Source organism: Chloroflexota bacterium (assembly GCA_026706485.1).
Classification (GTDB): Bacteria; Chloroflexota; UBA11872; order UBA11872; family UBA11872; genus JAJECS01.
Genome location: JAPOYR010000011.1, coordinates 217,707 through 231,087, shown reverse-complemented (window position 1 = coordinate 231,087; position 13,381 = coordinate 217,707). Strand labels below are relative to the sequence as shown.

Here is a 13,381-nt window from a genome sequence, read left to right as displayed (position 1 = left end):
GTTGCTACATATACATATCTGCTGGTGGCTCTCCGCCCGCCGGCCCCAGCTCGTTCTCGATCTCGCAAATCAACTCGATCAACTCGTCGGCGACCCGCGCGTGGTGGGCGTCGAACGGCATGATCGGCTCGCGCACGCGGGCGGTCGCGAATAGGCCGCGGCGGACGCAGTAGCGCTTGTAGAAGTGGATCGAGATGTCGATGTACTGGTGCGCGAAGGCCAGGAAGGGCACCACGCGGTGGAATAGCTCGCGCGCCTCGTCGCGGCGACCGGCCCGGTGCAGCCGAAAGACGTGGACGAAGGGCCGGTTGATGGCGGTGGTGGTCGTGAAGTGCGTGCCGCGGTCGAGGGCCTCGATGAATTGTGGCAGGGACCAGCCGCAACCGATGGTGAGCCGGTCGTCGGTCGCGTCGATCAGCTCGCTGGTCTTGGCGCCCGACGGCACAGTCTCCAGCTTGAGGCAGCGGAAGGACTCCAGCTCGTCCCATAGCTGCATGAGCGTGTAGCGGGCCATGCCGTAGCCGCCCCAGTGCAGGTCTTGAATCATGAGCATGGGCATGCCGGCGCGGGCGACCTCGCGGAAGTAGTCCACGGCGCCGTCGTGGTCCTCGATCAGCGGCACGGGCACCGCGCACAGCACGCCGTCGACGCCAAGCGCCACGGCGTCCTCGGCCAGGGCGCGGGAGCGCCGCATGTCGGGATCGCTGGCGCCGGCCACGACGGTGACGCGCCCGGCCACGATTCGCAGGACCTCGCGCACGTAGTCGTGCCGCTCGTCGGGTGTGAGCTTGGCGACCTCGCTCGCCACGGCCGGCACGATGAACCCGCTCACGCCGTCGGCGATGCCTTCCTCGAGCAGGCGTTCGAGCGATGCGACGTCGAGCGTGTCGTCCTCGGTGAAGGGCGTGTTGACGATCGGCACGACGCCCGTGAGCGGATAGAGCTCTTTCACGCCGTGAACACGGTTCCCCGCACAAAGTCGGCCTCGTCGGACGCGAGGAACGCCAGCACGCGGGCCACGCCCTCCGGGTCGCGGAGTTTGCTCTGGGCGGCTTCAATGTCGGCGCGCGACCATCCGCGCGCCCGCCCCTCGTCCTCGACGTTGGCCCGCTTGAGCGGCGTGTCAACGATCGACGGACACACGGTGTTGACGCGGATGGGGCGTCCCGCCAGGTGATTCGGCGCGATGAAGCCCAGGCCGTGGACGGCGGCTTTGCTGGTGCCGTAGGCCACGGATGAGCTGCGGCTGGTCACGCCGGCGCCCGACGCGACCAGCAGGATCGTGCCGCCGCGGTCGTCCATGGCCACCACGGCATGCTTCATGCAGAGGAAGGTGCCGCGCACGTTCACGTCTTGGACCCGCTCGAACGTGGCGAGTTCCAATTCCGCAAATTCGACGAAGGCACCCTGCAGGATTCCGGCGCAGGTGATGAGGACGTCGAGCGGCCCGTAGCTGGCGATTGCAGCCTGAATCAGGCGCTGGCAGTCAGCCTCGGCGGTGACGTCGACGTGCTCGAAGGCGGCGGAGAGGCCCAGCTCGGTGAGCTCGCGCGCCAGGGCTTCGCCCTTGGCGTCGTCCACGTCGCCGATCACAACTTGCGCGCCGCGGGCCGCGCAGAGTCGCGCGGTGGCGCCGCCGATACCCGACGCGCCGCCGGTGATGACCACGACCCGGCCGGCAAGCGACGTCACGGCGTCGCGTCCCAGGACAGACCGGCGAGGGCCATGGCGGCATCAACGGCCTGCTTGGCGGGCGCGAGCTGGTCCAGGGTCAGGTGCTCCAGCAGCACCCATGCGTGCGGCTCGGTGGCATTGAGCCGCTTCAGCCAGCGCGCGTGGTCGACGATGCCCTGACCGGGCGTGACCTCGTCTATGTGCAGTACAAGCTCCTCACGGACCGTGAAGTCCTTCCAGTGTGCCGCCGCGATCCGGCCTCGCGCACCGTCGAGCAGGCGATCGAAAACCGCATTGGGCCGCCAAGCATCCCAGATGCTGCCGATGAAGTTCACCGGATCGAGGTTGAAGGTGAGGGCCGGCGAGTCGATGGCGTCGAGAATCGCGGCTACGCGCTCGGGCCGGTCGATCGTCGACAGCACGTGTCCCTCGAACGCCAGCACCACCCCGAGATCCTCGGCGGCCCGGGTGGCAACGCGCAGGCTGTCGAGCGCCCGGTCGAAGGTGGCCTCCAAATGATGGTCCGGGTGGCCAAACCATGGGCCGTTGGGATTGAGCCCGCCGGGCCGGACGTAGCACGTGCGCGCGCCAAGGACCGTCGTCGCGTGCATGTGCGCGCTCAGGCCGTCGATCCCCCGGCGGCGGTCGGCGTCACTGTGCCCGACCAGCGATCCATACGCGCCGTTGGATTGGGCGATGACCAGGCCCGCGTCGGCAATGACGCGGCGCGCGTGCCGAAGGTCTGCGTCACTGGCCTCGCCGGGTCCGCCCAGCTTGACGTTCGTGCCCTGAAACCCCAATTCGGCGAGGCGGCGCACGTCCGCCGGCGAAATGTCCGCCGGACGGTCCGGCAATGCGCCTGCGACACCGATCAGCATGTCCGGCAAGCTCCCCAGGTGTGCCGGATCATCGTACGGCGTGTGCCACACTCGGCGCGCTCGTCGGAGGAGGACTATTGGCGTGTCGCATCACGAAGCTCCACGCGATTGGCATCCCGAGCCGTTCCGAAAGCTCGTCACGCTTGGCGAGAGCACCACCGCCGGCGGTTGGAGTTCGGTGCGCGAACGCAGCTGGCCCCACGTCCTGGCGGCGCTGATCTCGGATTTCCAGGATGAGCCGGTCGAGTTGGTAAACACCGGCATCGGGGCGAACGTCATCTCGACCCGCGTCCCCTGCTACTCCTACTCCGGCAAGCCGGCGGCCAACGAGCGCGTGCAGAAGCACGTGATCGACCACGATCCCGACCTGCTGGTGATTTCCTACGGCCTCAACGACGCGCGCGGCGGCACGCCGACCGAGATATTCCGCACCGAGATGACGGGCGTGATCGAGCAGGTGCGGGCGGGGTGCGATCCGCTGATCGTGCTGCCGGGGCCGTACTACATGACCGACTTTGGCCTCGGGGAGCACTTTCAGGAAGGCAGCCACGAGGTGTTCCAGACCTACAACCTCGTGACGGAGCAGGTCGCGCGAGCGACCAACTGCCTCTTCAGCGACGTTTACAACGCCTACGGCGGCGCGGCGTGGATGGTGCACTACGACGGCGTGCACGCCAACGACCTGGGGCACCGGCTGGTGGCGCACACGATCTTCCAGACGCTGGCGCAGAATTGCTCCGGGCTGGCCATCCGCACCAAGCGGCTGGAGCGCACCGGCGAGCGCTGGCGCGACGAGTCCACGCTGATGGCGGACTACGGCTACCAGGGTCGGCGAGCCATGCCGCTCGAAATCGACGACGATGCCTAGCGACGAGGCGCGCTTGCGGGGGGTGTTCCCCGTGTTGCAGTCGCCCTTTGACGACGCCGACCGGCTCGATTTGGACGCGCTGGCCGCCGAGGTGAACTTCTGCCGGCGGGCGGGCGTTCACGGTGTCGTCTTCCCGGCCATCGCCAGCGAGTTTCAGTACCTGACGGACGACGAGCGCCGCGCCGGGGTGGAGGCAGTGGTCACCGCGGCCGCGGGCGCCATTCCCGTGGTTGCGGGCGTCGCCTCCGCCAGCGGCGCGCAGGCGGCGGTCTACGCCGAGCACGCCGCGCACGCCGGCGCCAGCGCCGTGATGGCGCTGCCGCCGATCCTGTCGCCGGCGCGGCCGGACGAGCTGCGGGACTACTACGCCGGCATCGCGCGGGCTGCCGAGCTGCCGCTGTTCGTGCAGCATTCTCAGGCGGGCATGGACGCCGAGTTCCTGGCCGGCCTGGTGCGCGACATCGAGTCGGTGCACTACATCAAAGAGGAAATGCACCCGAGCGCGCACTACATCAGCGGCGTGCTGGAGGCGCTGCCGGCGGGCTCGGTGGGGGTGTTCGGTGGCTACTACGGCCGCTGGATGCTCTCGGAGCTGGCGCGCGGCGCGACCGGATTCATGCCCGCCGCCGACACCGTGGACGTGCACGTGCAGGTGTGGGATGCCTGGCAGCGCGGCGATAAGATCGGCGCGCGCGAAGTCTTCAACCAACTGCTGCCGCTCATCAACCTGTCGGTGCTGCTGGAAACGCCGTTGCTGAAGGAAGTGCTGGTGCGGCGGGGCGTCTTCACGTCGGCGCGCATGCGCCAGCCGGGCGCGCTCCAGCCCGACGACCACGATCATGCGGAGCTGGACGCCATCCTGGAGAACCTGCAGCCGCTGCTGCGCGCCTGACGCCGGGCCGGGGCATCGGTCACAATGCCCCGCCCCCAGCCAGAGACCTCGCCATGAAGATCACGTCCGTCCAGGCCATCGTTCTCCGACTGCCCGACGTCACCACCGCCGCCGACGGTACCCAGGACACCTGCCTGATCCGCATCGAGACCGACGCCGGCATCACCGGCTGGGGCGAGGTGGACTCGGCGCCGACCGTGGTGCGCGCGGCCGTGGAGGCGCCGCTGTCGAACGGCATCACGCGCGGCCTCGCGAGCGCGCTGGAGGGTTCCGATCCGCTCGCCATCGACGCCTGCATGCAACGCATCTACGACCTCACGCAGTACTACACGCGCTACGGCGCCGGCGCCCACGCGGTGGCCGGGGTCAACATCGCGCTGTGGGACATCGCGGGCAAGGCCTACGGTCAGCCGATCTACCGGCTGTTCGGCGCCGCGCAGCGCCAGGTGCGGGCCTACGCGTCGGTGCTGTTTCAGGACACGCCCGCCGACACCTACGAGCTGGCGGCGCGACTGGCCGACCGGGGATTCACCGCCGCGAAGTTTGGCTGGGGGCCGATGGGGCAGAGCGAAGCCAACGACATCGCCCTCGTGCGCGAGGCGCGCCGGGGCCTCGGCGACGCAGTGGACCTGATGGTGGACGCGGGTCAGCCGTGGGACTGGCGCACGGCCCTGGTTCGCACGCGGCAGTTCGCCGAGTACCGCCCATTCTGGCTGGAGGAGCCGCTGCACCCCGAAGACGTCGCCGGCTACGGCAAGCTCTCGGCGGTGAGCGAGATTCCGATCGCCGGCGGCGAGTCGGAGTCCCGCCTGCTCGACTTCGAAGAGCTGATCCTCGTGGGCGGGCTGGACTGGGTGCAGGCCGACCCGGGCCGCTGCGGCATTACCACCATGGTTGAGATTGGGCGCCTCGCGGCACGCCATCAGCGCGGCTTCGTGAACCACACCTTCAAGACCGGCGTGTCGATCGCGGCCTCGCTGCACGTGCTGGCGGCGGTGCCGAACACGCAGGTGCTTGAATACGCCATGACCGAGTCGCCAATCCGGCACGAACTGACCTACGAAGACTTCGAGCTCGACGCCGGCTGGGTCGGCCCATCCGACGCGCCGGGCCTGGGCGTGACCATCAACGAGGCGACGCTGGAGCGGTATGGGGTGGCCTAACTCTCGGCGAGCAGTTCGCGCAAGTAGGCGATCTCGTGGGTGGCGGTTTCTTCCCAGGGATGGTGGTTGGCGTGCTCGATGCTGATCCAGCCGTCGAAGCCTTCCTCCTGCAGGATGCGGAGGTAGCGCCGGAAGTCGAGGTCGCCGGCGTCCAGAAACGTGAGTTGGCCCCAGGTGGACTCGGTGGCGCCGATCCAGTTGTGGGCCTGGATTTGGTCCGTGTAGCGCCCCAATTGCCGCGCGCTGTCCTCGGGCGTCTCGCCGACGAGCGGCGTCTGGATCGCGACGCGGAGGTTGGGGCGGTCCACCAGCTCCAGCAGCCGGATCGTTGTCGGGCTCGTGTCGGAGAGGCACGGTCCGCTGTGGATGACCTGGTGCGTTTCGAGCAGCAGGGTCACGTCGGACGCGGCCGCCATGTCGCACGCTTCCTGGAGTCCCGCGACGCAGCGCGCCCACATGGCGTCGTCGGCTTCGGCGCTGGGCGTGACGCCGGTGTAGGCGCGCACGTAGGGAGCGCCCAGCGTCTCCGCGTAGCCGACGAATGTCGCCGCCTCGCGCAGGGAGTCTGCCGCCGTCGCCTCGCTGGTGGTGAAGTCGAAATACGGACTCAGCTGCACGATTTGCAGGTTCTGCGCCGCGCAGGCGTCGCGGACCCAGCCGAGATCGGCCGTGTCGAGGTATTGCTTCCAGAGGTCAATGCCGTCGTAGCCGAGGCCGCCGGCGACCTCGATGCAGCGCTCGGCCACGTCTTGGGTCCAGCCGAATCCCATCATCGCCAGGGAGACTTGCATGTGATGACTTGCGGGTGTGTGGGTAGGAGAAGTTTAGGAAAGGTCTGACGTACTCCGACTGGCGGCGGCTGGGGTATCGGCGCCGGTGCGGCCGGTCGAGCGAGTTGAGCCGTCAGCCGTTGACCCCCATCCCAACCTTCCCCCTGCTAGGGGGAAGGGGCTCGGACTGGGATTGCCTGGGAGATACGCGCCTGCCGGTGTCGCGCTATTGTCAGGTTGGCGGCTGACCGAGGGGGATCCCACGTGGAATATCGACGGTTGGGCAAGACCGGACTCGAAGTGTCCGTCGTGGGCATGGGCTGCTGGGGTCTCAGCGGCGGGTTGGGCCACGTGTCGCAGGCGCAGGCCAATGCGACGGTACACGCGGCCATCGACGCGGGCGTGACGCTGTTCGATACCGCCGACGCCTACGGCCCTCGCCTGAGTGAGCTGATGCTCGGCAAGGCGCTGCGCGGCGTGCGCGACGAGGTGCTAATCGCGACCAAGGTGGGCCAAATCGGCTGGAACACGGGGCACTTGCTCAGCTACGAGTCGGTGGAGCACGTCCACAACTGCTGCGACGCCAGCCTCTACCGCCTGGGCACCGACGTGATCGACATCTACCAGTGCCACCAGCCCAATCCGGCGCACCCGGAAGTGCTGGTGGAGGCCTTCGAGCAGCTGATCCAGGCCGGGAAGATCCGGTCCTACGGCGTCTCGACGGACGACCCGGCGGTCCTGCGGGCCTTCGACGAGCGCGGCGGCAACGGTGTCTGCCAGCTCGGATACAGCGCCCTCAATCGCGCGGCGGAGCGCGAGTTGCTGCCGCTGTGCGCCGAGCGGGATATCGGGACGCTGGTGCGCGTGCCGCTGGAGCGCGGCATCCTCACCGGGAAGTTCGACCGGGACACTGTCTTCGACGACATGAACCGGTCGGCCTGGAACGAGGCCGCGCGGGCAGAGTTCCTGGCGCAGCTGGACGCTGCGGAGCAAATGCGACCGCTAACGAACGCGCGGCGCAGCATGACGCAGGTCTCGCTGGCCTATCTGCTGGCGCAACCGGCGGTGACGTCCGTGATTCCCGGCATGAAGACGCCCGACCAGGCGCGGGGCAACGCCGCCGCGGCGGACGTGGCGCTGACGGCGGACGAGCTCGAGTTGATCCGAGGCATCCCAGAGTCTTCATCGGTGCCGCTGGGCGCTTCCGGAAAGCCCATCGACCGGTCGCCGACGTAGCCTCAGCCGGCGCGTCCTGAGTCGCCCGGTCAGCCGTCCTCGACGCGCAACATGGCGGCGGCGTCGCGCACCGTGCACACGGCCACCGGCTCTGGCTTGGAGCGCGCGTGGGCCAGTAGCGCCGGCAGGGCGCGGTTGGCCGGGTCGTGCAGGTAGTGGGTGTAGGGATGCCACGTCGGCACCCAGAGCAGGCCGTGGTCGTAGGCGTGATCGAGCGCGGCCAGGTTGTAGGCAATCCAGTCGTCCAGGGCCGCGGCGTCGGTCCAGGGGCACTCCCAGCCGTCCGGCACGGGCTGGTGGCCTTCTGAAATGCGCCACGCTTCCATCGCGTCGTTGTCGCGGTTGCGCTCGAAGTCGAAGAACAGGCGGTCCATCCAGCCCTGGATGGGAATCTCGATCAGGCCGGTGGGATAGACGTAGGGCTGCAAGCGCGACGGCGCCGCGACATCGTGCGCCCAGCCGTACTTGCCCATGGTCGATTCCATGTGGCTGCTCACCCAGCGAAAGCCGCTGTCGAGGATGGTCCGCTGGTTGGGCAGGAGGCGGTCCAGGCCGGCCGGCAGTCCGCCCGGGCCACGCAGCACGGTCGATTGCACGCCAAGCTTGACATCCAGCTCGCGGTTGGCCGTGGTCAGCTCCCAGCCGAGCTGCGCCGGGTCGGCATAGTTCAGCAGCATGTGGCTGTAGGTGTGGTTGTCGATCACGTGGCCGCGCCGCAGGATTTCGCGCAGGTAGTCGATGTCGGGGTCTTCGAGGCCGTTGACCACGTAGAAGAAGTGCAACTGCACGCCGAAGTCTTCCGCCGTAGTGCACAGCCGCAGGGTGTAGTCGCGCAGCGGCGGCATGATTCGGCCATGGTTGACCAGCACCGGGGAATAGCCGGCGCACATTTCGAGGTCGTAGCTCAGCGCCATCGCGCAGCGCACGCCCTCGGGCAGCTCCACGCGAACCTGCATTGCGGTCTCCGCGTCTCCAGCGCCTGTGGAAGGTACCCGGTTGGCCGGCTCGGCGCCTGCCCTGTCCGCGGTGAGCGTGGTCCCGTTCGTGGTGAGCTTGTCGAACCACGACCGGCGCCCTTCGACAAGTTCAGAGCCTGCCCTGAGTTCACCGAAGGGGCGAACGGTTTGGGCGCGTACTATGAACCGCTTCCCGCTCCCGAGGATTGAACATGGCCGTCACGCACAGATTCCAGGACATGACCTGGCCGGAGGTCAACGAGGCCGTCAGCCGCGGCGTCATCCCGCTGCTGCCGGTCGGCACCGTCGAGCAGCACGGGCACCACCTGCCGGTCAAGATCGACAACTGGACCTCCACCGAGATCTGCGAGGAGGCGGCCCGGCGATCCAACGGCCGCATCATGGTCATGCCGTCCGTCAGCTACGGCTACACGTCACACGTGATGGACTTTCCCGGCACCGTGACCATCCATCATGAGACGTTCATTCGCTACGTGGTGGACATCCTGAAGAGCCTGGCCTACCAGGGATTCAAGAAGATCATCATGGTCAACGGACATGGCTCCAACATCAATCCGCTGGAGCTTGCCGCGAGGCGCGCCATGCTGGAGAGCGACGCCTGGGTGGGCATCGGCGGCTGGTGGCATTTCATGGCCGCCGATCCCGACTTCATGTCGACCTGGCGCGAGTCCGAGTTTCCCGGCGGCTGCGCTCACGCCGGCGAGGCCGAGACGTCACTGGCGCTCTTCTTCGATCCCGACATGGTGTACATGGATCTCGCCAAGGACCAGATCACCGAGACAAACCAGCGCAAGTCCAAGTACCACTGGGTCGACCTGTGGGCCACCGGTCCGGTGCGGATGGATAGCTGGACCAGCACCTACACCACCGACGGCACGCAGGGCACGCCCACCCTCGCGACCGCGGAGAAGGGCCGGCGGATCTTCGAGGAGTCGGTGAACAACATCGTCGAGTTCGCCGAGGAGTTCGCCGCACGCGAGATGTGCCCGCGCGTGGACCACCACGTCACGCCGCCCACATTCAGCCCGCCGGGCTAGCGTGAGGTCCCGCCGGGCAGTACAAGCGCCCGGCGGGACTCCATATCGCTAGATTTCGTAGCCCTCGGCGACGGTGGTGCGGATGTAGCGCACCGAATAGTGCGTGTCGTCGGGCCAGGAGTCGGTCGCCCACGCCGGAATCGCGCCCAGACCGGCGACGCGCACCGTCTTGGACGGGGGAATCTCGATCACGGCGCAGCTCATGCCGGCTATGGGCAGCGCTTCCGAGCGACCGCCCTGCTCCAGCAGATCGGCGCGCAGGTGCATGCCCCAGAGGTTATCGATGCGATACCGCACCGGCAGGGCGTGCTCGACCTCGCCGTCGTGGCGGAATCCGGGAATCGGATCGGCCTCGAGCAGAATCGATCCCGGCGGCGTACAGGCGCTGCCCATAACGGCCACTCGAACCATCGGCTCGTCCTCGTGGATCACGATCCAGTCGGATGGCGTCTGGGTCGACGCCGTGGAGCCGTCGGTCGTCTTGATCGGAAACAGCTCCATGCCGTGCCGCTCGCCGCCGATCCACACGCGATCGACGTCGACGTTGGGGTAGTTGAACGGGAACTCGTACTCATAGGTCCTGAGCATGAGCTCGCGCTTCTCGCGCACGGGGTCGTTGGGATATCCGGGGATCCGTCGGTCGGCCGAGACTTGCGCCATCTGATGCTCCATCGAGGTGTGGGTCGGTTGCCGACCGGAGCATAGAAAGCGCCGGTGGACGCCGCAACGACAGACTCTTGCGCAACCCTTCCGTCATACCGGCGGAGGCCGGAATCCAGTCCGGTGGGATCTGAGGGGGCGTGCCGGATGCTTGGCGTCGGGCGGGTCGCAGACCCGCCCCTACCGGACTCTGAAAGGGTCTCTTGGTGGGAGAGGGTTAGAGCCTGCCCCGTCCTCGATAAGGGGGTGAGGGTGCCACGGGCGCAACCACGTGCCATCTCAAATCACCACTACGCGATCCCGCGCCTGTTGGCTAACCCCTCATCCTGTCCTTCTCCCGCAAGGGGAGAAGGGGCTCGACGAGCACGCGACCCGGCCCGGATTACCGCTGCGTCTCGGCCAGAAGCGCGTGCAGCAGCGTGCGCTTGGCGTCCACGAACGCCGGCGACGTGGTCATCTCGCGTTCTCGTGGGCGCGGCAGGTCGATCGCCAGCTCCAGCTTCATCGTGCCGGGGCGGCGGGTCATCACGTACACGCGGTCGGACAGAAAGATCGCCTCCTCGATGTCGTGGGTGACGAACAGCACCGTCTTGGCCAGCTCGGACCAGATGCCCAGCAGCCACTCCTGCATCTCGCCGCGCGTCAGGGCGTCCAGCGCGCCGAACGGCTCGTCGAGTAGCAGGGTGTCGCGGTCCAGCAGGATCGTGCGCAGGATGGCCGCGCGCTGGCGCATGCCCCCCGACAGCATGTGCGGATAGGCGTTGGCGAAGCCCTCCAGGCCGAATCGATCCAATTGCGCCAGCGCGCGCGCCTCGCGGTCTGGTTCGCCGCGCAGCTCGGGTCCGAGCACGGCGTTCTGCAACGTGGTGCGCCAGGGGAGCAGCAGGTCGCGCTGGGGCATGTGGGCCACCAGGCCCGTGCGGCCGATCGCGGAGCGGCCGTCGACCGCAATCTCGCCGCCGCTCGGGCGGTCGATGCCCGCGATGAGGTTGAGCATGGTGCTCTTGCCACAGCCGCTCGGTCCGATCACCGAGACGAACTCACCACGCGCGACAGTCAAGTTGACGTCATGCAACGCCTCAACGCGCAGCCCGCGCTCGAGATACGTCGCCTGAACGCCGCGCAGCGCCACAGCCGGGCTCGCCGCGGCGCTATCGGGCGGCGGACGCATGACGGCCTCTATGGCCTCAGGCGTTCTCGATGAACGAGTTGTCGAAGGCGTTAGAGGGATTGATCGTGTTCGCGAGCAGGTCGTTGTTGACCATCCAACTGGCGTAGCCCTGCCAGGTCTCGCGCGTCTGCCAGCCCCACGTGTCGACGTCCTCCGCGTAGCGCGGGCTGAGCCAGTCCTGGCTGGCGCGCACGAGGTCGGCGTCGATGCCGTCCACGGCCTTGATCAGCGTGTCCGCGCCGCGCGACGGCTCGTCGATGGCCAGCTCGTAGCCGCGGGCCGTGGCGCGCACGAAGCGCTGTACCACGTCCGGGTTCTCGGCGATCATCGCCTCGCTGGTCGCCAGCACCGGCGTGTAGTAGTCCGGGATGCAGTCGAGGTCGGTCAGGCGGATGTAGTCGAGCTCGAAGCCCTGCAGCTGGGCCCGAATGCCGTCCCAGGCCTCGAAGATCCACACGAAGTCCACGTCGCCGCGCTCCCAGGCGACGAAGTAGTCCACGGCCCCGATGTCCACGAATTCGATCTGGTTGACGTCGCCGCCGTCGCACTGCATCAGCGCCGTCAGCACCTGGCGCTCGGGACCCCAGCCAAACGCCCCGTATTTCTTGCCGGCGAAGTCACGCGGGCGGCGGATCTTGCGGTCCGCCGGCGAGGCGAAGCCCGACGTGTTGTGCTGGATGATGGCCGCCACCGACACCAGCGGCACGTCCTCCGAGCGCGCTAGCGTCACCTCTTCCTGAAAGCTGATGCCGAACTCGGCGGCCCCGCCCGCCACGGCCTGCGCCACGCCCGATACGCCCGGCTCGACGATCGAGACTTGCAGGTTCTCGTCGTCATAGAAGCCAAAGTCGCGGGCGACATAGATCCCCGTGTGATTGGTGTTGGGGACCCAGTCCAGCATCAACGTGACCGATGCCGGCTCCTTGGCCTCCTCGCCGCAGGCGCCCACCAGCGGCACGGCGGCGGCTCCGAGCATCAGCCCCAATGTCCGGCGTCGCGAAATCATCATCGTGAGGTCTCCTCCTTGGCCGCCGTCCACGGTGCGACGGTGCGGCCCACAAGCTCAACGCAGCCGAACAGCGCGATGCTGAGCAGCGCGATGACGGCAATCACGGCAAAAACCTGGTCGGTCTGAAACGAGTTCGACGCCCGCAGCAGATAGAGCCCCAATCCCTGGCTGGCCCCGGTCCACTCGGCGATGACGGCGCCGATCACGCTGTAGGTGGCGGCGATCTTCATGCCCGAGATAACGGACGGCACCGCGGCCGGCAGGCGCACTTTTAAGAAGAGTTGCCGGTCGCTGGCGCCCATGCCGCGCACCAGATCCAGCATCTCCTTGTCGGCCGCGCGCAGGCCGCCGACCGTCGCCACGACGATGGGGAAGAAGCACACCAGCGCCACGACCAGCACCTTGGGCAGCAGGCCGAATCCGAACCAGATGGCCAGCAGCGGGGCCAGCGCGAACGTGGGGATGGTCTGCGAGGTCACGAGCAGCGGGTAGATCGCGCGGCGGGCAAGGCCCCAGCGGTCGATGGCCGCGGCCAGCACGATGGCCGACGCCAGGGCCAGAGCGTATCCGGCGGCGGCGGCGGTGACGGTGGCGGCCACGTGCGGGCCGAGCAGGGGCGCGGCCTCGCCGAACGACGCGGCGATGTCCGAGGGCGCGGGGAGCAGCCAATCCGGCATCTCCACCGCCCGGGACACGACTTCCCACAGCGCCAGCAGGCCGGCGATCAGGATCAGCGCCGGTGCAAAGTCGCGTACCTGGCGGGTCACTTTGCGCGGCAGGCGTGGTTTCACGCCGGGTGCCTTCTGGCGGGATTTCCGCCCCTGGAGTCCTTTGCAGCATCCCGGCAGAAGGGACTGGGGAGCGGGTCCGGTCCCCTCTCCCTGGAAGGGAGAGGGTTAGGGTGAGGGTCATTCGAGGCATAGGTGTGGGATGTCGACCATGCGTTCAAGGGAGTCCCGGTGTGAGGAACATTTGGACGCTGTTGCTCGTTCCCCGCGCTTGAGATTCCTCGCTGCGCTCGGAATGACAGGGAGGTGGGGCGAAAT

14 protein-coding genes are annotated in these 13,381 nt (G+C 68.1%); 5 read left to right on the top strand and 9 right to left on the bottom strand.

Annotated elements, in window-relative coordinates:
• Positions 1–4: 4 nt before the first annotated feature.
• Genes OXG79_10535 through OXG79_10525 form a run of 3 tightly spaced genes read right to left on the bottom strand, consistent with a single transcriptional unit; the run spans position 5 to position 2,552 of the window.
• On the bottom strand, positions 5–952 hold the full coding sequence (locus tag OXG79_10535; protein MCY3784211.1) for a dihydrodipicolinate synthase family protein: 948 nt from the start codon (positions 950–952) through the stop codon (positions 5–7).
• Entirely contained in the window at positions 949–1,692 is a 744-nt protein-coding gene (locus OXG79_10530) for an SDR family NAD(P)-dependent oxidoreductase (GenBank protein MCY3784210.1), read from the bottom strand. The genes OXG79_10535 and OXG79_10530 overlap by 4 nt, the downstream gene beginning before the upstream one ends.
• Entirely contained in the window at positions 1,689–2,552 is an 864-nt protein-coding gene (locus OXG79_10525) for a TIM barrel protein (GenBank protein MCY3784209.1), read from the bottom strand. Before OXG79_10525 ends, OXG79_10530 begins: the two co-directional genes overlap by 4 nt.
• An 82-nt stretch (positions 2,553–2,634) precedes the next feature.
• Between OXG79_10525 and OXG79_10520 the strand changes: the two genes are divergently transcribed.
• The 3 genes from OXG79_10520 to OXG79_10510 are packed head-to-tail and all read left to right on the top strand — an operon-like array spanning position 2,635 to position 5,475.
• Positions 2,635–3,420, top strand: a complete 786-nt coding sequence (locus tag OXG79_10520) for an SGNH/GDSL hydrolase family protein (GenBank protein ID MCY3784208.1) — start codon at positions 2,635–2,637, stop codon at positions 3,418–3,420.
• The gene (locus OXG79_10515) at positions 3,413–4,312 is read left to right on the top strand and encodes a dihydrodipicolinate synthase family protein (protein MCY3784207.1); all 900 of its coding nucleotides are present in this window, start codon (positions 3,413–3,415) and stop codon (positions 4,310–4,312) included. The genes OXG79_10520 and OXG79_10515 overlap by 8 nt, the downstream gene beginning before the upstream one ends.
• A 53-nt stretch (positions 4,313–4,365) precedes the next feature.
• Positions 4,366–5,475, top strand: coding sequence for a mandelate racemase/muconate lactonizing enzyme family protein (locus OXG79_10510; GenBank protein MCY3784206.1), 1,110 nt, complete (start codon positions 4,366–4,368; stop codon positions 5,473–5,475).
• Here OXG79_10510 and OXG79_10505 read toward each other — a convergent pair.
• Positions 5,472–6,266, bottom strand: coding sequence for a sugar phosphate isomerase/epimerase (locus OXG79_10505; GenBank protein ID MCY3784205.1), 795 nt, complete (start codon positions 6,264–6,266; stop codon positions 5,472–5,474). The two genes, OXG79_10510 and OXG79_10505, sit on opposite strands and share 4 nt — an antisense overlap.
• Before the next feature lie 243 nt (positions 6,267–6,509).
• On the opposite strand from OXG79_10505, the gene OXG79_10500 reads away from it, so the two are divergent.
• On the top strand, positions 6,510–7,481 hold the full coding sequence (locus tag OXG79_10500) for an aldo/keto reductase (protein ID MCY3784204.1): 972 nt from the start codon (positions 6,510–6,512) through the stop codon (positions 7,479–7,481).
• A gap of 29 nt (positions 7,482–7,510) precedes the next feature.
• On the opposite strand, the gene OXG79_10495 is transcribed toward OXG79_10500, so the two are convergent.
• Complete coding sequence (locus OXG79_10495) at positions 7,511–8,437, bottom strand: polysaccharide deacetylase family protein (protein ID MCY3784203.1); 927 nt, start codon at positions 8,435–8,437, stop codon at positions 7,511–7,513.
• 212 nt (positions 8,438–8,649) lie between these two features.
• Between OXG79_10495 and OXG79_10490 the strand changes: the two genes are divergently transcribed.
• On the top strand, positions 8,650–9,495 hold the full coding sequence (locus tag OXG79_10490; GenBank protein ID MCY3784202.1) for a creatininase family protein: 846 nt from the start codon (positions 8,650–8,652) through the stop codon (positions 9,493–9,495).
• A gap of 48 nt (positions 9,496–9,543) precedes the next feature.
• Here OXG79_10490 and OXG79_10485 read toward each other — a convergent pair whose 3' ends face one another.
• The 4 genes from OXG79_10485 to OXG79_10470 all read right to left on the bottom strand — a co-directional run bounded on the left by OXG79_10485 (position 9,544) and on the right by OXG79_10470 (position 13,126).
• A complete protein-coding gene (locus OXG79_10485) occupies positions 9,544–10,155 on the bottom strand; it encodes a hypothetical protein (GenBank protein ID MCY3784201.1) in 612 nt (203 codons plus the stop codon).
• 382 nt (positions 10,156–10,537) lie between these two features.
• A complete protein-coding gene (locus OXG79_10480; GenBank protein ID MCY3784200.1) occupies positions 10,538–11,326 on the bottom strand; it encodes an ABC transporter ATP-binding protein in 789 nt (262 codons plus the stop codon).
• A gap of 16 nt (positions 11,327–11,342) precedes the next feature.
• Positions 11,343–12,335: an ABC transporter substrate-binding protein gene (locus OXG79_10475; protein ID MCY3784199.1), complete on the bottom strand. Its 993-nt coding sequence runs from the start codon at positions 12,333–12,335 to the stop codon at positions 11,343–11,345.
• On the bottom strand, positions 12,332–13,126 hold the full coding sequence (locus tag OXG79_10470) for an ABC transporter permease (GenBank protein ID MCY3784198.1): 795 nt from the start codon (positions 13,124–13,126) through the stop codon (positions 12,332–12,334). Before OXG79_10470 ends, OXG79_10475 begins: the two co-directional genes overlap by 4 nt.
• Between the last annotated feature and the right edge of the window lie 255 nt (positions 13,127–13,381).